Source organism: Lysinibacillus sp. BSL11 (assembly GCF_052928325.1).
The window spans coordinates 20,130-38,447 of record NZ_JAVGCX010000005.1 but is presented as its reverse complement, the minus strand read 5'-3'; the positions used below and the strand labels follow the sequence as shown (position 1 = coordinate 38,447).

At 36.1% G+C, this 18,318-nt stretch carries 17 protein-coding genes; 4 read left to right on the top strand and 13 right to left on the bottom strand.

The genetic code is table 11. The features are described 5' to 3' along the window. Nucleotides 1-60: 60 nt before the first annotated feature. Nucleotides 61-1,515, bottom strand: a complete 1,455-nt coding sequence (locus RCJ95_RS07010; RefSeq protein ID WP_221681747.1) for a sodium/proline symporter — start codon at nucleotides 1,513-1,515, stop codon at nucleotides 61-63. 86 nt (nucleotides 1,516-1,601) lie between these two features. Next, entirely contained in the window at nucleotides 1,602-2,483 is an 882-nt protein-coding gene (locus RCJ95_RS07005) for a LysR family transcriptional regulator (protein WP_221681753.1), read from the bottom strand. Between the two features lie 136 nt (nucleotides 2,484-2,619). Between RCJ95_RS07005 and RCJ95_RS07000 the strand changes: the two genes are divergently transcribed. Further along, a complete protein-coding gene (locus tag RCJ95_RS07000; protein WP_257520788.1) occupies nucleotides 2,620-3,315 on the top strand; it encodes an L-2-amino-thiazoline-4-carboxylic acid hydrolase in 696 nt (231 codons plus the stop codon). A gap of 4 nt (nucleotides 3,316-3,319) precedes the next feature. Next, nucleotides 3,320-4,531: a hydantoinase/carbamoylase family amidase gene (locus RCJ95_RS06995; protein ID WP_446722074.1), complete on the top strand. Its 1,212-nt coding sequence runs from the start codon at nucleotides 3,320-3,322 to the stop codon at nucleotides 4,529-4,531. Nucleotides 4,532-4,670: 139 nt separating this feature from the next. On the opposite strand, the gene RCJ95_RS06990 is transcribed toward RCJ95_RS06995, so the two are convergent. Continuing rightward, a complete protein-coding gene (locus tag RCJ95_RS06990; RefSeq protein ID WP_376747238.1) occupies nucleotides 4,671-4,793 on the bottom strand; it encodes a GrpB family protein in 123 nt (40 codons plus the stop codon). Between the two features lie 366 nt (nucleotides 4,794-5,159). On the opposite strand from RCJ95_RS06990, the gene RCJ95_RS06985 reads away from it, so the two are divergent. Both RCJ95_RS06985 and RCJ95_RS06980 read left to right on the top strand, forming a co-directional pair. Further along, nucleotides 5,160-5,942 carry an ABC transporter ATP-binding protein gene (locus RCJ95_RS06985; protein ID WP_221681760.1) on the top strand — a complete coding sequence of 261 codons (783 nt, stop codon included), beginning with the start codon at nucleotides 5,160-5,162 and terminating at the stop codon, nucleotides 5,940-5,942. After that, the gene (locus RCJ95_RS06980) at nucleotides 5,939-7,558 is read left to right on the top strand and encodes a hypothetical protein (RefSeq protein ID WP_446722073.1); all 1,620 of its coding nucleotides are present in this window, start codon (nucleotides 5,939-5,941) and stop codon (nucleotides 7,556-7,558) included. Before RCJ95_RS06985 ends, RCJ95_RS06980 begins: the two co-directional genes overlap by 4 nt. 54 nt (nucleotides 7,559-7,612) lie before the next feature. Here RCJ95_RS06980 and RCJ95_RS06975 read toward each other — a convergent pair whose 3' ends face one another. From RCJ95_RS06975 to RCJ95_RS06930, 10 genes are all read right to left on the bottom strand, one after another. After that, nucleotides 7,613-8,902: a histidine--tRNA ligase gene (locus tag RCJ95_RS06975; protein ID WP_446722072.1), complete on the bottom strand. Its 1,290-nt coding sequence runs from the start codon at nucleotides 8,900-8,902 to the stop codon at nucleotides 7,613-7,615. Nucleotides 8,903-9,153: 251 nt separating this feature from the next. Next, on the bottom strand, nucleotides 9,154-9,585 hold the full coding sequence (locus RCJ95_RS06970) for a MarR family winged helix-turn-helix transcriptional regulator (RefSeq protein ID WP_446722071.1): 432 nt from the start codon (nucleotides 9,583-9,585) through the stop codon (nucleotides 9,154-9,156). Continuing rightward, nucleotides 9,575-9,856: a transporter suffix domain-containing protein gene (locus RCJ95_RS06965; RefSeq protein WP_312129444.1), complete on the bottom strand. Its 282-nt coding sequence runs from the start codon at nucleotides 9,854-9,856 to the stop codon at nucleotides 9,575-9,577. The genes RCJ95_RS06970 and RCJ95_RS06965 overlap by 11 nt, the downstream gene beginning before the upstream one ends. 144 nt (nucleotides 9,857-10,000) lie before the next feature. Next, on the bottom strand, nucleotides 10,001-11,635 hold the full coding sequence (locus RCJ95_RS06960; RefSeq protein WP_446722070.1) for a DUF4179 domain-containing protein: 1,635 nt from the start codon (nucleotides 11,633-11,635) through the stop codon (nucleotides 10,001-10,003). Beyond that, nucleotides 11,622-12,155, bottom strand: coding sequence for an RNA polymerase sigma factor (locus RCJ95_RS06955; protein WP_004225288.1), 534 nt, complete (start codon nucleotides 12,153-12,155; stop codon nucleotides 11,622-11,624). Before RCJ95_RS06955 ends, RCJ95_RS06960 begins: the two co-directional genes overlap by 14 nt. A gap of 258 nt (nucleotides 12,156-12,413) precedes the next feature. Next, nucleotides 12,414-12,650, bottom strand: a complete 237-nt coding sequence (locus RCJ95_RS06950; protein ID WP_369354933.1) for a small acid-soluble spore protein Tlp — start codon at nucleotides 12,648-12,650, stop codon at nucleotides 12,414-12,416. Between the two features lie 163 nt (nucleotides 12,651-12,813). Continuing rightward, entirely contained in the window at nucleotides 12,814-14,025 is a 1,212-nt protein-coding gene (locus RCJ95_RS06945) for an MFS transporter (protein ID WP_221681765.1), read from the bottom strand. A gap of 153 nt (nucleotides 14,026-14,178) precedes the next feature. Beyond that, nucleotides 14,179-15,537 carry a TraB/GumN family protein gene (locus tag RCJ95_RS06940; RefSeq protein WP_446722114.1) on the bottom strand — a complete coding sequence of 453 codons (1,359 nt, stop codon included), beginning with the start codon at nucleotides 15,535-15,537 and terminating at the stop codon, nucleotides 14,179-14,181. 212 nt (nucleotides 15,538-15,749) lie between these two features. Beyond that, a complete protein-coding gene (locus RCJ95_RS06935; protein WP_337976602.1) occupies nucleotides 15,750-16,442 on the bottom strand; it encodes a stalk domain-containing protein in 693 nt (230 codons plus the stop codon). 152 nt (nucleotides 16,443-16,594) lie between these two features. Then, nucleotides 16,595-18,265 (bottom strand): helix-turn-helix domain-containing protein, encoded by a 1,671-nt coding sequence (locus tag RCJ95_RS06930; RefSeq protein WP_446722069.1) that lies wholly within the window; start codon nucleotides 18,263-18,265, stop codon nucleotides 16,595-16,597. Nucleotides 18,266-18,318 lie beyond the last annotated feature (53 nt).

The following is an 18,318-nucleotide window of genomic DNA, read 5'->3' as shown; positions in this document are numbered from 1 at the left end:
TAAGCATAAAAAGAAAACTCCCCTTTTGAGAAATATATCAGCAAAAGAGGAGTTTTATTATTATTTTAAAATATCATTCAGATCGTTTTCCTTTTTATCAGGACATACTAAAGACAGCACAACTCCAACAATTAAGCAAATAAAGAATGTCGCTGCCTTGGCTGACACAACGGCCTCCATAGGTGACAGGGACCATACAATCGCACTAATAAAACCGACAATAATTGTAGCAATGACCCCAATGCCTGAAACACGTTTCCAGAAAAAGATTAAAAGGATCACAACCGAAAATGTATTGCCAATCCCTGCCCATGCAAAGGATACTAAGCTATAAATCACAGAACCTGATTTGAGTGAAATGATAATACCCACAATCCCACTAATAACAGCCACTAGACGTGAAAGGTGAACCAATTTTTTGCTAGAAATATTCCAACGTAAAGTTTTATGAATTATGTCCTCACTTATCGATGTTGTGATGACTAACAATTGAGACGAAGCCGTTGACATAATAGCTGCTAAAATACCAGCCACAATAATTCCTGCAACCCAAGGTGGTAAAATTTCAAATACCATATGCGGCAATATCATTTCAGGATCTTCAATAGAACCTTGCTTATACAAAGTGGACGCGAAAATGGCAGATAAAAAGGCACCCACATAGACAATTAATGTCCAAATAATCGCCATATTACGGCCAGTAATTCGCTCTTTTTCAGTCGTAATAGCCATAAAGCGAGAGCTCAATTGAGGTTGCCCCCCAAGCCAGCCAAAGAACCATGATAGATTTGTAAATAACATCGCCCCTAAGGCAAGTCCATTTAAGCCTCCAACCCAACTATCCGCACCATTGCCCATTTGTGCAAGCTCTGTTGAAATGCTTAAACCTTGATGTTGAATTTCCATATAAGCTGCAATTGGTACAATGACGAACGAGATCAGCATTAAAAAACTTTGGATTGTATCTGTCCAAACTACGGACATAAATCCTCCCATACATGAATAGGCAATTATTATTGCTCCAATAATAATTGTTCCCCATGTGATGTTGAGTCCTGAAAATGAATAAATCGTTTTACCCATCCCGGAAAATTGAGCTGCTAAATAGCAAACAAAGAATAACACCAATACTGCAGAAGCTAACCAACGAATTATATCTGCGTGCTTTGGAAATTTAACAGCAATATAATCTGTTAGGCTATTCACCTTATATTTTTGTTGCTCTGTCATAAAGCGCTTTGATAAAAATAGCCATGACACAACAACGCCTAAAAGCATGCCAGATAAAATCCAAATGCCAGACAACCCAGCCACATAAATAAAGCCAATTGCCCCTAAAAACATATAGGCGGATTCACCCGTTGCACGCTCTGAAAAGGCTAACGCCCAGCCCGGTAGTTTATTTCCCCCTAGAAAGTAATCATTATGTGATAAATCTTTTTTACTGAAGTAAATCCCTACTCCTAGCATAGCGAGTAAATAGACAAATATTTCAACATAAACAATTGTATGCATATACCCAAAGTCCTCCATCTGATTAATCAAAACAATCCCAATTGGTTTTATCAGATAATAGTTCGGGTTTTTTTAATTGTCAATAACTAATTTTGTAAAAAGGAGGCAAAGTATTTCGATATTTCTACAAACTTCAAAGCTCCTGGAGAAAGATGAATACTGTGTTTATGTGCAATTCCAACCTGTCTAATATAAGCTTGATAAAATTTTTTTCTAATCAGGTTACTTGGTGCATGTAGTAAAAGGGAGTTGGGCACAACAGAAATGCCTAAATTTTCATTGACCATTGTCAAAATGACTTGGTCTACTGATAGTTCATAGACTACATTGGGATGGATTTTATGTTTAGCTAAAATCTTTGATACATCTCGATCAATCGTACGTTTAGGCATAATCCAGCGTTCATCCTGCAATTGCTCTAGAGAGAGCATCTCTTCCTTCGCCAATGGATGCTCCTGTGCCATAATGCAAACAAGCTCATCATTAAAAATCGCATCGAATACAAGATATTTAGAATTTGGTTGCACTAAAAAACCGATATCGACAACGCCATTATGAAGCCATTCTTCGATTTGATCATAATCTCCCTCCATCAAACGTATTTGTAGGTCTGGATGATGTTGTTCGAAATACGCTAAAACCTTTGGTAATAACACCAAGGAAACACTTGGTAGAATACCAACCGATAACGTCCCCCCAATGAGATTTTTTAAATTTGCTACAGAGGTTTCAAGCTGCTGTTGTTGCTGCAATATTTTTGAGATATGTTCGTAAACAATTCTCCCCTCACTCGTTAAAACAATATGATTGCGGTTTCGAATAATTAGAGAAAGCCCTAGTTCTGCCTCTAAATTACTAATCGTATGACTGATTGAAGACTGTGTGAGATTGAGCTTTAAGCCTGTTTCTGTAAAATTCCCTGTATCGATAAGTGTATGGAAAGCAATATATTGTGCTAATGTAGCCATGCTATTCTGCTCCTTTTATGATTTTTTTTCATATTGGATTGTGTAAATATTCATTTGATTTAAATTACTAGCCACCTCTATAATAAAAATAAAATCCAAGTAAATCAATATGATTTGTAATGAGGGGGCTCATAAAATGGCAGAGGAAAAATTAATGATGAAGGCTTTATCTATGGACATAATTACTGCAAAAATGTTTACAGAATTACATCTCTCCATTACAGAGCAGTATGGAGAGCATGGTCGGAGATTAGTACAAAAAGGTTTAGAGGCGTTTGGTTTAAAGGATGCTGAAGCCATGGCGAAAAAAGCAACAGCAGAAGGTGAAAATCATACTTTCTTTGAATACTTACCTCAAATCGTTGTAGGTGAAGAGAAATTTGCTGATTTAACACCGTTTGCTCGATTTTCTAAAATGTTTGCACAGATTGCCAAGCCAGTGGTAGACGAATATGGAGAAGCTGGTGAACAAGTGATTATGCGGGCAGTAGAACGTTTTGGCCATAAGCGGGGCCAAGGTATTGCTCAACGTGCTCGCACAAACGGCCTAGAAAATTCCGTGGAGCATTATTTAACTAACTATGATATGGGTCGTAGTGATTTGTTTGAAATCGAAACCGTTTATAAAGAAAATGAGGTTGAACAAACGTTTACTCATTGCCCATTAGGTCAACAATGGGCAGATGATAATATGGGTAAATATGGCATTCTGTATTGTAAAGTCATCGACCCTTCTATTGCTAAAGGGTACAATAAAAGCCTAGAGGTGGTACATGATCAATTTGTTTTACGTGAAGGACAGTGCCACTTCCAATTCCAAATGAAAGAGTGATGTCATGATTAACGGAGTTAGGCTCGTACAGCATCTTCAAGACTTAAGTCAAATTGGTCGTAATGAAAAGACAGGTGGCATTAACCGCTTCTCGTTCACACTAGAAGAAAAGCTGGCCATTGAGTTAGTCACAACTTATATGGAACAAGCAGGTATGAATGTCACAATCGACGCAGTTGGAAACCTTATTGGTACATATGGTGAAGGAAATGAAACCATTATGCTAGGTTCTCACATCGATACAGTACCAGAGGGTGGCAAATATGATGGAGCATTAGGGGTGCTAGCAGCTATTGAAGTGGTACATACTATGCATGAGCAACAGTTGATACCCTCTAAAAAAATTCAAGTTGTCGCTTTTAAGGATGAGGAAGGAACGAGATTTGGCTTTGGGCTCCTTGGCAGTAGTGCAATGGCTGGTCTTTTAACAGAGGAGCAATTACAGCATACAGATGAAGCTGGCATTGCTATTGAAAAAGCCATGAGGGATTTCCATTTATCACCTTATCCTTTAACACAAGTGCATCGTAATGACATAAAAGCTTATTTAGAAATGCATATCGAGCAAGGAAAAGTATTAGAAAATGAAGACCTACCAGTCGGTGTAGTCACAGGTATTGCTGCCCCTTTATGGTTAGAGGTAACCGTAACAGGGGTTAGTGAACATGCTGGTGCCACACCTATGCCCATTCGTCAGGATGCTCTAACTGCAGCAAGCGAAATGATTTTAGCTATTGAGCAACTATTAAACAATACAACAGATTCCGTTGCAACGGTTGGTAAGCTAACGGTCTCTCCAAATGGGACAAACGTTATACCAGGTAAAGTCACGTTCTCGATTGATCTTCGTGATATTGACGAAAATAAAGTAAGTGCATTAGAACAAGAAATTATGCAACAACTTCAACAAATTGCTGAACGAAGACATGTTACATTGACTTCAAAAGTATTGCAGCGAATTAAACCAGCAAAAACGGATGCCATGCTACAACAGCAACTCACTACAAGTATTGAAAAGCAAGGTATACGACCTTATTCTCTCATAAGCGGTGCTGGGCATGATGCAATGAATATAGCTGAAATTGCACCGATTGGAATGCTATTCGTCCGTTCAAAGGATGGTATTAGTCACAACCCCTTAGAATACAGTTCAGATGAGGATATTATTGTAGCAACTAATATTTTTTATGATACAGTTGTTGAACTTGCTAGATAGACTATTATATAGAAGAAAGCCATTCAATATTTTTTTTAGAATGGCTTTTTTACTATTTTTCATAGCCTTCATTTATAGCTTGAGTAATCACCTTTTGAATGAAAGGCTCTTTTTTCAGCGTATATGTTGGGCGATTATATTAAAAATGATAGGCATGCTGTTCCTTCAAAGTCTCATATTCATGTGCCGTTTGAGCATTTAATCGAAGATAATCTCGGAACAGGCATTTGTCAATCCATTCACTACTGTTATATTCACTTATATGTAAATGACATGTTCCTTTGCCCCACAGCCCTTTTCTAAAAAACTATTGCAGGGCCAATAGCTTCTTGTATACTTCTTTTTTCATCTAAAAATTGTTCTTCCCAATTTGGATCATAGTCAGACAATACCAATTCAATTTTTTTCATGTAACATTCACCTCACTTTTTGAAATAAGCCGACTATAAATAAAGCGTATTTACCTTAAAATAATAAATGTATTTCGTTTTTCAAATTTTTTTATATAAGAAGATCTCTCTATTTTTGATAGAACTGGTTTCATTTAAACTAAAGGAATATCCTCTCTTTTAATATGATATAGTGTAATTATGGTTAATTTTTCTAAATAACTGAAAGGGGCTATAGAATGGAAGAGATTTTAACAATTACGAATTTAACGAAGAGTTATGGAAACAAGGAAATCTTGAAAGGAATTGACCTTCATGCAGCTAGAGGTGAAATCATTGGTTATATCGGCCCCAATGGCGCGGGTAAAAGTACAACTGTAAAACTTATTCTAGGGCTAGAAGGTGATTATGGCGGCGAAATTAAGCTCTTTGGGAAAAGCATAAGGCAAGATCAAATTGATTATAAACGGCGAATTGGTTACGTTCCTGAAATCGCTGATGTTTATGATAACTTAACAGGCTATGAGTATTTAACCTTCATCGGCCAGCTATATGGATTAGAGCTAGAGGAGGCGGCTGACAAATCCAAATCACTAATGGAACTGTTTGGAGTTGGTGAAGCGTACCATTCTAGAATTTCCTCTTATTCTAAAGGCATGCGTCAAAAACTACTAATTATTGCAAGCCTAATACATAATCCAGACCTGCTATTTTTAGATGAACCGATCAATGGCCTAGACGCAAACAGTGTCATGATTTTTAAAGAAATCTTAACGCAACTAGCTGCTAACGGAAAGACTATATTTTACTCATCCCACATTATGGATGTCGTTGAAAAAATCAGTAGCCGTATCATTCTGCTGTATGATGGAAAAATCGCAGCGGATGGAACATTTGCCCAATTACAAGCAGATAATACCGAAGGAACTTTAGAAAGGATTTTTAACCAGTTAACAGGATTTCATGAACATCAGGAAATCGGAGAAAAATTTGTGTCCGTCGTTCGTGGTGGACAATTATGACAGATTTCAAAACGCTACGATTGCTTGATAAATTCCGATGGCTTTTTATAAAAATGGGCATTGATTATGACATGATGAGAAAAATCCTCCATATAAAATTAACGATGGATGAACGGAAAGTACCTACCCTATTTAATCAAAACAAAAAGAAAGACAATCAAAAGTACGGCTACATTAAGTCTCTATGGATTTATATGTTATTCGGGCTTATACTTATCCCGCTTATGGGATTTGGTCAAAATTTTCTATTTCAGATGAGTATTGCCTTTGCAATGATCATCTTTTTGATTATGACTTCATTGATTTCTGACTTTTCTTCTGTGCTTTTAGATATACGAGATAAAAGCATACTTTCAACTAAGCCTATTTCAGCTAAAACAATTAATGCAGCAAAATTTATGCATATTTTTATTTATTTATCTTATTTAACATTGGCCCTAACAGCCATCCCTCTAATAGTCAGCCTTTTTACTCAAGGAATTGTATTTTTTATTTTAACAGGTCTAGAGATTCTATTAATGAATTTATTTATAGTTGCCATCACAGCCATTTTATATATTGCCATTTTACGCTTCTTCGATGGTGAAAAGCTGAAGGATATGATTAATTATGTACAAATCGCTTTATCTCTAATGCTGATGATTGGCTACCAAGTTCTTATTCGATCCTTTGAATTCGTCAATTTAGATATGGTAGTATCGTTTCATTGGTGGAACCTCTTCTTAATACCGATGTGGTTCGCTGCCCCTTATGAACTCATACTGCATGGTGACACATCCTTATTGACAGTCATTTATACCATCTTAGCAGTGATTGTACCTATTATTTCGATTTGGATCTATATTAAACTCATACCAACCTTTGAACGCAATCTCCAAAAACTGCTAAGTACAAGTAAGTCTAAAAAGGAAAAGAACAATCGACTAAAGTCGTTTTTATTAACCATTGTGTGTAGAACACACGAGGAACGAGCTTTCTATCGCTTCGCAGCTCTGATGATGAAGCAAGAGCGAGAGTTTAAGCTAAAGGTCTACCCATCTTTAGGCTTTTCATTTATTATTCCCTTTATTTTTATGTTTACTTTTAGCCGAGGGGAAGAAGTCGATTATGCTAGTAGTATGAGCTATTTAAATATCTATTTTAGTATGATGATTATACCATCCGCTGTCCTTATGCTTGGTCACTCTGCTAAATATAAGGCCGCATGGATTTATAAAATGCTACCGCTTAAAGATTATACAGATTTACAAAAAGGTAGCTTAAAGGCATTTTTAATTAAATTGTATACTCCGTTATTTTTAGTACTAAGTATAGTCTTTAGCTATATTTATGGTATTCGAATTATCCCTGATTTACTAGTTGTTTTGGTCACAAGCTGGTTATATACCATCCTTTGTTTCGTCATGATGACAAACAAATTACCCTTTACCAAGCCCTATGATGAAGTTAACGATGCACAAGGCTGGAAGATTCTTTTATTATTGCTTCCTTTAGGTTTACTTGTAGGGCTGAACTATTTGATAGCTCAGATAACATACGGTGCTACTATATATTTCATTGTGCTTTTCTTAATCAACATTTTGATATGGAAACTGGTTTTTAAATCGGAAAAATAACCAAAAAAACGGCTCAAATCCTCTAATAGAGTGGGATCAGCCGTTTTTTCCATGCTATGGTGTTGAAAAGATAAACGCAACGATTTCTTCCTCACCGCTTTTCATATCTTTTATTTTATACATATTTTGATTGACCTCGTTATCTCCTAATACAATAACCTTTGGCGTGTTTTCACGATTGGCTTTTTCCATCGCCTTTTTCACTTTTTTCCCACTTAGCTCAACTTCTATTTTATATTTTTCTCGCCGTAATGCAGTTGCTAGCTTTAGTGCCTCTTTTTCTGTTCCCAGAGGAATAATATAAATATCCACGCTAGGAGCGTTTTGCTCTATTTTTCCCGAAAGCTCCAATGCTGTATAGATGACATCTAAACCAAATGAAATACCAACAGTAGCATAGGTTTGATTTGCCTCTAAAAGGCCACCAATTGCATTGTCATAGCGCCCTCCACTACCAATACTTGAGCGGATTGTTCCATCTGCTAAAAAAATTTCATAAATTGATCCTGTGTAAATTTCAAGTCCTCTCGCTAAAAATGGATTGAAAATACATTGCTCACTTATTCCAAGTGCCTCTAAATAAGAAGTTAGTTCCATTAATTCCTGTAAACCTTGTTGTAAAAAAACATTCTCGGTCTCGAATCCTTCAAAATACTCCATACTTATTTGAGGACGTTTATCTAAAAAGTGCTTTATTTTATGAATACTCTTATCTGATAACCCCAATGCCTTTAATTCTACGAGCATTGTTTTCTCTTCTATTTTTTCAATCTTATCTAACGTTAAAATAACTCGATTCATTTGATCCTGTTCAACCTCAAATAATTGCAGCAGACCGACTAAAAGCTTGCGATTATTAAATTGGAGATTAATTTTCAATTTAAGTTGGTCAAAGGCATCTATCGCCATCATCATTAGCTCCGCCTCAGCAGCCTGTGACTCTACTCCAACAATATCAACATCACATTGTGTAAATTCACGAAAACGACCTGCCTTAATCGGGCCATCTCGAAACACTTTGCCAATCTCATATCGTTTAAACGGCATAGTAATCGCTGGATTCATCGCTACAACTTTTGCAAATGGAATCGTTAAATCATAGCGTAACGCTAAATCTCGCTCACCTCGATCTGTTAATGTATACATCTCCTGTAAAATCTCAGCACCACCAGCATATTTAGAAGCCATCAGCTCTGTATAGTTAAGAATAGGTGTTTCTAACGGCCTGCAGCCATAGGCTATAAATGTATCTTCTAACGTACGTCGTATCACACGACGAGTAGCCTCCTGCTCTGATAAGTAATCTTGTGTTCCTCGAACATTTTGGTAGTCCATTTTTTTCATCATCATTTCCTCCTCATTTTTAAAGCAATAAAAAAACCGTATAACGATAAAGCTTCAAATCAGCTTTATTTATACGATTACATGAGAAATAGTCTTCCTATTCAATATTAATAATTTAATAAAGATAGCAAGACTAGTGATTATGATGATGTTTTATTGTGAATGATTGGACAAGAGTAATGACCATGTTTATTCCCCCTTTTATATTAAGGGTTACTATAAGACACACCCGATAAAATGTCAAACTTTTTCTAAAATTCATACAGTATTTTTTTCATTTTTTCTAGAGTAGCTAACATTTCAGCTAACTCTTCAGTTGTTAAGTTAGCCTGGTACTTTTCTGTAATCTGTTGATTAAAGGCATCAACTTTCTGTTTATATAATAGACCCTTCTCACCCAATTCAACAGAAAAGGCACGCTTATCCTCCTCATGTTGCCTTTTTACTATATAGCCATCCTGTTCAAGCTTGGTTAATTGCTGACTCACTGCACTTTTTGTAATAGCCATTTTATCTGCTAGTTCTGAAGGTGAGCAGGACGGATGACGCATCACTAATGTTAAAAGAACATATTGCTGATTATTTAAGGAGAAATTAGTATAAGCTCTTTCCATTTTCTCAAGCATGATCCAAATATCTTCAATAGTTTGATTTATTTGCTCCGCTACCTGGTTATTCTTCATTTTTTTGAGTGTCACCTTTTTCTCGCCATTTTTTAGGATTTAGATAGCTTTTAAATTTGTTGGCTACTTCTTTTCCAACAAGTAAAGCACCAAGCCAAAATAAGATTTCAGCCAAAATAATACTTCCTGGTATAATTCCTGCCTTTACTTTTGTAGGTATCGGTGTGAAAGGTGTAATAATTGGGATTAACCATAAAGAAAGTGAAAAGATAATAATACCTAATCCAAGCTTATAAGCAAAAGATTTTTGTGTTTTTTCGTTAGAGGACATGTATCTTCTCCTGTAATAATTAATTTATTTAAGTTAACTAAACTATATGATACATTTCTTTTTATGTAAAGCTCTTTAATCTTTATAGCAAAAATCCCATCTATTTGAATAGTAAAAGTCAAATAGATGGGATTACTAATTTAGTTATTTTCCAAATGTAAGGGGTATACGTAGCTCATCATTTGGCTTGTTAGTTAAATATTTATAAATTAGAATTTCTAGCTCCTTCTTATCAAAATTCTCATAAACATCCATTCTTTTATTATTTTCAAGAATGCCCATAAATTCAGGTGTCCCATAGATTTTTTCTTTACCCTCTAAATAATAGGTTTGATTGACTCCAGCAAATCCTGGATCCGGGCTTAATGATTCGACATAAAGGTTATTGTCCTTTATATAATAAGTCCATGAAATTGGGTACCCTGCTATATTAGATGTTACACTTTGAGGCTTTGCTGATATGTTTGTTAATTGAATTGAATTGTCGTCTCCGTATAAACCTTCAACACGGTTCTTAGCAACGAAAGTTAAAGACTGATTTTCCAAAGAAGCTGCATTTAGTCCAGTTATTTCAAAGCGTAGCTCTGTTTCATTAGGATTTCCATCCTCACCCGAAATATACCCAGTCAATAAAGTTCCACCTACATCCAGTTGATAATCCATATAAGGGAAAGTTTCGTATTTTTCTTGAGTAAGAATCAATCGAACTTGGGTCGGTGTAACCGTCATTTCATGAATTTTAGTTCCACCAGGCACATTGTCAATTGGAATATCTAGTACTTTCTTAAATGACGTATTTTCCAGTTGTTTTTTAGAGAGATTTAGTTGCATATTCCAAGTGCTTTCTTTTGTTTCTAGTATGCGATTATAAGAAATTTCGAATTTAGTTCCCTCTTCTTGTAAGGCTTCAGACTCGAATAGTTGCTGACTAAAATATTCTCCTTTTGCTCCCTGTTTTCCCATGAAAGATCTTTTCCCTGTTTCAATTGAATGATTCGTATTATTAATCGCCTCAATGAATATCCCTGTATTTCGGACTTTTAAATCTGTAAGTGTAACTGCCGTTTTAAGCAATCTTTTACCCTCATCTTGTGCAAAAGATTGAATAGACACCGTGTCAACTCCATCCTTTTGAATAGGGAACACTTGCGTAGTTAAGTCATTTGGATTATAGTCGATAGAATATTTCTTATCGCTGATGAATTGAATATTCTCCATCATAAGCTCCACATCTGTCGTCTGTCCTTCAGCAACCCAATCCGTTTCAAAATAACCCTGAAAGGTACCAAGCTCCTCATTCCAAGAATGTGTATAATTCCCTTCAATAAAGTTACCCTTTGAATCTTTCAGCCTGGTATGTTCAAAGCCTATATCCTCTCCATCCCAAGAGGCATCAGGTTTCAGACTATACAAAAGAAAGGTTCTGTTATCATCGATAAACGCCGTATGTACAGTTAGCGTAAACCCATCCTTCGTAACAGATTGTTCAATCGTCTGCCCTAAGCCTTGATCTAATGCAGACTGAATACCAGCTCTATAAGAAAGAATAGTTGACCAATCATAATTCAGTGCTGCGTAGACAGGTGTAGCCATTAGAGCGACGGCTAATCCTGCAACCAAAACAAATCTCTTTCTTTTTCGAGGTAGAACTTCGATCGGTTCATCTACCATTTTTAGTTCATCCTGCTGGATACTGTTCCACATTTGTTCAAAGTCAGGATACTTTATGTTATGGTCTGTGTTCATCTCTTTTTTCAATTTCTTTTCAATGCGTTCCAAATTGATTCTCTCCCTTCAACCATAAATTTTGATTTTGTTCTAGTTTTTTGCGCATGATTTTCAATGCCTTATGGAGTCTCGATTTCACTGTTCCCACTGGAATCTTTAAGGTTTCCGCAATTTCCACTAATGATAGCTCACCAATGTAGCGTAGGGTGACAACAGCCATTAACTTTTCTGGTAGCTGTCTGAGTAGGGCCTCCCATTCCTCCTCAGCTGCCTTCTCCAATACAATGGTATCTACAGATTTAACTGATGCCGTAGTTTGCTCCTGCAGCAACTGTACCTGACTCACTTTTTTTAACTGAGCTTGCTTTCTTTTAAGCAAATTTAAACATTGATTCATCGCAATTCGTAAAATCCAAGCACGTGTATGCTCTACACTTCTCCAATCCTGACGAAAGACGGTGACAAATACATCATGGCAGAGATCTTCCGCATCTTGGGCATTCCGTAGCATGTAATAACAGGTACGGTAAACATCTTTGTTGTATGAATCGAATAATTCACGTTCTGTCAATCCAAGGCACTCCTTTCTGATGGTTCTACGTTATAAACAAATGATTACTAGAAAAGGTTCATTTTTTTAAGAAATTCATATACGTACTTTTTTAATTTAGTGTTTATGTAAAAAAATCCAGTTAACATGTGCAAAATAAAAACAGATGGCAATATAGAAGTCCATTATGGAACATCTAATCCATCTGTTTTTGCCAACTGGGGAATGGTAAGTGTAGGCAATATCATGAATCACATTTGATTCTTCTAGAAACTAATTTTAAATTTCACCTTTTTTTCGTGCTGTCATTTCATCTTTCATTTCCTCTTTTAAAGCTTCAATTGACTGTTTACGTCGCTTATTTTTTTCCTTTAGCCTGTTACTTTCTAGAGGATCTGCAAATTCCATACTCATTTCTACTTCCTGCACTTTCTCTTCAGTATTTTTAACAATATCACGAATGCGTTCAACATTATTTGATCGATCATCTGGTTTTCGATGTCTTAAATTAGCCATGTTAACCTCCTCAAATTGTGACATAAGGTTATTTTGGAATGATTTTATCATTATATGAGTGCTAACTTTTACTAAAATAACATCCTTTAATCGCTATCTGTCCAATAATTCTACCTTCATTAGAAGCAATTAAGTTTCGCCATTTAATAGCCTGACAGGACTTTTAGACAATCTCTTCCTTCAAACCTTCATAGGCAGATTTTGAATGCATAAATACATATAAAACTAGAGAGATGAAAATTGCTACGATTCCAAAGGCGATGCAGACCATTTGTAGGGAGAGCCATTCCGCTAGCAATCCTAAGGCTAACGTAAAGACAATCTGTAGCACATTAATGACCATTGTGGAAACACTACCAAAACGGCCCATAATTGATGTGGGTACACTTATTTGATAAAAGGTGCTGTAGCCTGCATTACAAAATGACATACATATTCCTAATGCTATAAAGCTAACAATCGCCATTATCACATTCGGTGAAGAGTAAAACAATGTATAGCAAATTGTGGTCAAAAGCAGACCATAAACAATATACTGTCTTGTTGAAAACCTTTTTGCATAGCGAGCAGCCATTGCTCCACCAATTATTGCCCCCATCCCAGCGATACTAACGATGACACCGTATAGACTATCTGAAGCTTGTAGGTTTTGTTTAATAAATGTTGCTTCCTGTGAGTCTAATGCAAAGGCAATCATCAATGCACCTTGAAAATAAAGAAATACTTTGGCAAAGACTTGCTCTTTTTTAATATAAGCGTAGACAATACCATAATCCTCTTTTAGCATCCTCCAAGTAATAGGTTTTCGGTGCATGGCCTGATGATCTTCTACTGCAGGAAGCTTAAAAATAGAGAGCGCGCAGATAAAGAACGTCAATGCATTAAACCAAAACGCTACGTATACATTGGAAATGGCAATGATAAACCCAGCCAATGCTGGCCCAATTAAAAATGAGCCTGAGCTAAACATTCCTAATATTGCATTAAAGGATTGTTTATCTTCGTCTGGAATATATTTTGAAATATAATAGGTACTACTTGGTCCAAAAAAGCTACTTGCTATATTAGATAAAAATAATACGCAATAGATGAGCCAAATAGAGGACGTAAAAGGTAACAATAAAATCAATATGCCACGAATAATATCACTATAGATCATTAATTTTTGTTTATTCGATCGATCAATAATGGAGCCTGCAAAAAAGCTTGTTAAAATTCGAGCAATCGGTCCTACAATAAATATACTCGCCATAGCAGTAGGCGACTCTGTTAAATGCCAAACTAATAAATTGAGGGCAACTAGATTCACCCAATTTCCTAAATACGAGAAACCAAAGCCAAATAGCATGAGCCAATACTTCCTAGCAATGCTCATAAGTCCCCTTTCTATCACCAAAATGAATGATTGGTCTTTTTTGACATAAAAGTATTCCCTTAGATAATCATATCTATCGATGAATATCGGTGCAACTAAAAATAGCAACCCTTAGCTAAGTTCATAGCTTTGGGTTGCCTTTTTACTTTTTCTTTATTGATAAAATGGCTTTACCTTGTAGCCGTTTTTCTCTAAATGATAGCGAATATTTTTATCGATTAGGAAGTGACCTGAACCAACAACAACAAAGTACTTACCTTCTTTTTCTTCCAGTACATTCATGATTTTCTTGGCCATTTGTTCATCACGTAGACCAAATAGCATTTCATTAAATTCAGATGATGTACCTTCCATTGCTTGGAAGCTTTTTGCAAACTCTTCAACATTTCCTTGCTTCCAGCTTGTAAACCACTCTTGAAGTACTTCAGATTGATTTTCTTCCGCTGGATGAATGATACTATCCAGTACAGCGACTAATGACTGCTCCTGTGCCTCTGGTGATAATCCTTCAAACATATCAACCTGTGCTCTTGTACCTTCTAATTCAATCACTGGCTTTTGCTGCAACTGTGCATTTAATAAAAAGTAGACATCAATACCGTGCATTGCCATCTCTTGTGGTGTCATACCAAAGGAATCGTCCATAGCTAGCATCGATAATGTGCTAGAAAGCATCCACGGCTTTTGAACTGTTAGCTGGTCCATTGGAAGACCATAAAGCTTTGCCACTTGTTCAAGCTTCGCATATGTTTCTGGTGCTACAGCATCTTTCAATGTTGAGCCGTCTGTATACATTGCTTTTTCTGAATAGTATTCAAGTGCTTCCGTATCCAAGATATTCGCCTCTACTAGCAGTGCATCCGATTCATCGAACGCCGTTACTAATTTCTTATCGAATGGATATAAGTCTGGTGTTCCTAAATGAATAGAACCTAATAAGTAGATAAGCGTATCCTCGTCCTCTACTACCCAGGCTACCCCTTTAGATCCTTGCTCTGCAAGGGCATATGTACTCTGAATGAAACGAACAGCTAGTAAAACAGCCTGTTGAGTCGTTGCCTTTTTCTCTAGCTGCAGTCCATTTGGAGAGCCTTGTAATATATTTTGCTCTTTCATAAATTGAACAGCATCTGTACCAACAGGTAAATCATACCGTGCTACAATATTATACAAGCGATTGACAATATCACCACGTGTATTATCGTTTTTCACACTTACTGGTTTGTATTGTTTATTTTCAGCTAAGCCTAGAGAGGCAATCTTCTTTTCTGTTAAAGCTAGTAGTTCATTTACTTTGTCCACTGGAATTTCCTGAAGAAAACCATCGAAGTACCAATCAGTTGAGTAGATCCCGTATTTTTCGCCCTCATTTAATGTTTCTATTGCCCATTCGCTTATCGACGGTACTAGGGGTGTTGTTTGCTCTTCAGCATGAATCACAGGGACAACTGTCGTCAGCATTAATGAGGCACCAAGCAACGCTGCACTCGTTCGTTTCATTATCTTTTTCATCAAATTCTTTTCTCTCCCTTTTCCTATTTTATGTATCAGTATCGTATGAAATTATACCATATACTATCCAACTATTTTATAAGTAAAAGTGTAAATATTTACAAATATGTATTGACATTTCTCTATTTTGAAATAGTTATGAAGAGGTTAAATTTAATGAGACGATGACAAATTATTATGTCATCGTCTTTTTTGTTTAATAGGTAGAAGGTTTATTGAATAAATTTAGGATTTAATATACCTAAACCACTGCCTTCCAGTTCAAACTTCACCTTTGAAACTCCATCTAAATTAACATGAACCTTTACCTTATCTTTGATTGCTCCACTATCAAAAACTAATTTACCATCTGCGTAAATTTTCAAGAAACCTGCTCCAAAGGAATTAGCTGCTAATTTTTTAATTGGTGCCAAATAGGTTTCGAATCCCTTGTAATTTCCATTGGCTAAGTATTCCACTGCATGGTCTTGAACTGCGCCTCCTCCATGATAACCACCAAGCTGATAGGATCGCTCAAATTTTTCACCTGTACTAATAATGACAGAGCTTGGATTGTGGAAGAAGTGGTCTTCATCACTTCCAATAGGTTTTACATCTTTTAAAGCGATGAATTTTGGAACATCACCAATATAAACGGATTTTGTTTTCCCATCCCATGTTACTTCTTCACCTAAAGATTCAGCAATAAATCGCATTGGGACATATATTGTGCCTTGATAATTAAATCCAGCTTGACCTTCTGGCGGTACTTTCTCAACCTTATCTACATAGTAATTAATTGGATCCTGAGACACGCTAATCTTTTTCAGGTCACTTGCTGCTTCCGTTGTTGAAAAGTAGGTAAAAGTCAAACCTCCTACTATAAAAAACCCTAAGTAACTAGTTATTATAAATAGCTTTTTCATAAAATCACTCCTTAAAATAAACATAGATATATGTAATTATACCAGAAATTTCATACAGGCTTTAAAGATTTATATCAGGATTATTTTTTGAGCAATTATACGATTAATGGCAAAAACTCGATCCAGCTAATGTATCGAGTTTTAATTTTTGATTATCGAATAATTTTCTTCTTAAAAATAGACGGTAGTACCTCTAACAACCGTTCACGTGTAATGGGATCACAATGATTCCATGTAAAATCTATGAAATGAGTCTTACCTGGAGCTAGCTCGATTAACGTGGAAATTTGTGGACAGTGAGTAATCGTTAGTAATTCTTTGGGGGAAGACAAGATAAAATTACGCTCTCCAGCATAGTGATTTATTTGATGCTGCTGAATTTCTATCCATGCTTGCCCTTGCTCGATTAGCAGCATTACCTTAGGAGTAGGACGAAAGCCAAGAGATTCATACAAGCTGGCAGCCAATCCAGTCTGACACATAACATAATATTTAGTATCTAACTTGAGATAAACAGTCGCCGTCTCCCCAGCAACATAAACATCTGCTAATTGCCTACGTAACAATCTTACTTTGTTCTCATATGTAGTAATCCACTTCTCTGCCGCTTTACTCCGTTCAAATAGTTTAGCAATATATCGTAACCGCTCAAATAGACTAAGCTTGCTACTCAGTATAATAGTAGGCGCAATCGCATCTAGTTTCTGCAAATCATGTTCAGGATGAAAATAGCTAAGCAATAATAACTCTGGCTGCAGCTGAGCTATTTTATCCGGATCGACCCAATGCCCAATACTATGAATGTTCCTTAATTTATTGTGATAAACCACGTTATCTTTCATGATTGAGATGGCCGCTCCTATAGGGGGTATGCCTAGAACAAGTAATTCCCCAAGTGTAAATTTGCCATCAGTCACAATACGTGTTGCATCTTTAGGAACATGAATCTTTCTACCAAATGAATCGATAACTGTTCTTTCTGGAGTATAAAGGTGAATGTTTGCATATTCACGTGGGGTGTTTCCAGTTAATTTATGAAAGCATCGACTAAAATAATATTCATCCTTAAACCCAATTTGTCGAGCTATTTTTCTCAATGGCTCAGTGGAATTACTAAGAAGTTTTTTTGCCTGGTTTATACGTACATAAGTCAAATAATCAGTCGGCTTTTTACCGGTCAATACTTTAAACTTTTGACTATATTGCCATCTTACCATTCCAGCCATGTTAGCTAATTGTTCAACTGTCAAGTCCTCATCATAATGCTGTTCTATGTACTGTACAGTTTGTTGAACCAATTTTGTCTTTTCTTCGTTCTGTAACAGGTTAGCTTGTTCATCTAACTGAACCATCATAGCTAGAATTTGCTGAAGTCTACCTTGCAACATGGCCATTTCTAATGTGGATAGAGAGGAACAAAATCGATTATTTATCCATGCTTCATTTCCTAATACCTGCTTGACTTGAGAAAATAACAGATGATAGGGATAACCATAAAGCAAGGGTGGATGAGCAATTCGGTTCAAGGTCATTCCTTCTACCTCAAAGGTTTCAAAGGTAAAGCGAGCAAGCTGTGCCTCTTTGTTTCTTGACTCTACCGTGTAGCTTTGTACAGGTAAAATGAGCGTGCAGCTTCCTTGTCGTAGATCGATTGCCATTTTGTCTACATATAGTCGTATGTCAGGACTGAGTGCTATCAATAATGTACATAAATTTGTTTCATGATTATTTATTCCCTCATTATGGCTATTAGCTGACATTAGTCGGTCAACTTGAAATCGATCATAGTGTTGTAGTCTAATATATAAGGATGACAGATTCATAAGCAACTCTCCAAACATTGAAAATGATTCTCATTATCGTTATTGTAACATAT

Bases quoted from the DNA above. Each gene is read 5' to 3' on its own strand.
- RCJ95_RS07010 (WP_221681747.1), bottom strand. From the start codon at position 1,515: ATGCATACAATTGTTTATGTTGAAATATTTGTCTATTTACTCGCTATG.
- RCJ95_RS07005 (WP_221681753.1), bottom strand. From the start codon at position 2,483: ATGGCTACATTAGCACAATATATTGCTTTCCATACACTTATCGATACA.
- RCJ95_RS07000 (WP_257520788.1), top strand. From the start codon at position 2,620: ATGGCAGAGGAAAAATTAATGATGAAGGCTTTATCTATGGACATAATT.
- RCJ95_RS06995 (WP_446722074.1), top strand. From the start codon at position 3,320: ATGATTAACGGAGTTAGGCTCGTACAGCATCTTCAAGACTTAAGTCAA.
- RCJ95_RS06985 (WP_221681760.1), top strand. From the start codon at position 5,160: ATGGAAGAGATTTTAACAATTACGAATTTAACGAAGAGTTATGGAAAC.
- RCJ95_RS06980 (WP_446722073.1), top strand. From the start codon at position 5,939: ATGACAGATTTCAAAACGCTACGATTGCTTGATAAATTCCGATGGCTT.
- RCJ95_RS06975 (WP_446722072.1), bottom strand. From the start codon at position 8,902: ATGAAAAAAATGGACTACCAAAATGTTCGAGGAACACAAGATTACTTA.
- RCJ95_RS06970 (WP_446722071.1), bottom strand. From the start codon at position 9,585: ATGAAGAATAACCAGGTAGCGGAGCAAATAAATCAAACTATTGAAGAT.
- RCJ95_RS06965 (WP_312129444.1), bottom strand. From the start codon at position 9,856: ATGTCCTCTAACGAAAAAACACAAAAATCTTTTGCTTATAAGCTTGGA.
- RCJ95_RS06950 (WP_369354933.1), bottom strand. From the start codon at position 12,650: ATGGCTAATTTAAGACATCGAAAACCAGATGATCGATCAAATAATGTT.
- RCJ95_RS06945 (WP_221681765.1), bottom strand. From the start codon at position 14,025: ATGAGCATTGCTAGGAAGTATTGGCTCATGCTATTTGGCTTTGGTTTC.
- RCJ95_RS06940 (WP_446722114.1), bottom strand. From the start codon at position 15,537: ATGAAAAAGATAATGAAACGAACGAGTGCAGCGTTGCTTGGTGCCTCA.
- RCJ95_RS06935 (WP_337976602.1), bottom strand. From the start codon at position 16,442: ATGAAAAAGCTATTTATAATAACTAGTTACTTAGGGTTTTTTATAGTA.
- RCJ95_RS06930 (WP_446722069.1), bottom strand. From the start codon at position 18,265: ATGAATCTGTCATCCTTATATATTAGACTACAACACTATGATCGATTT.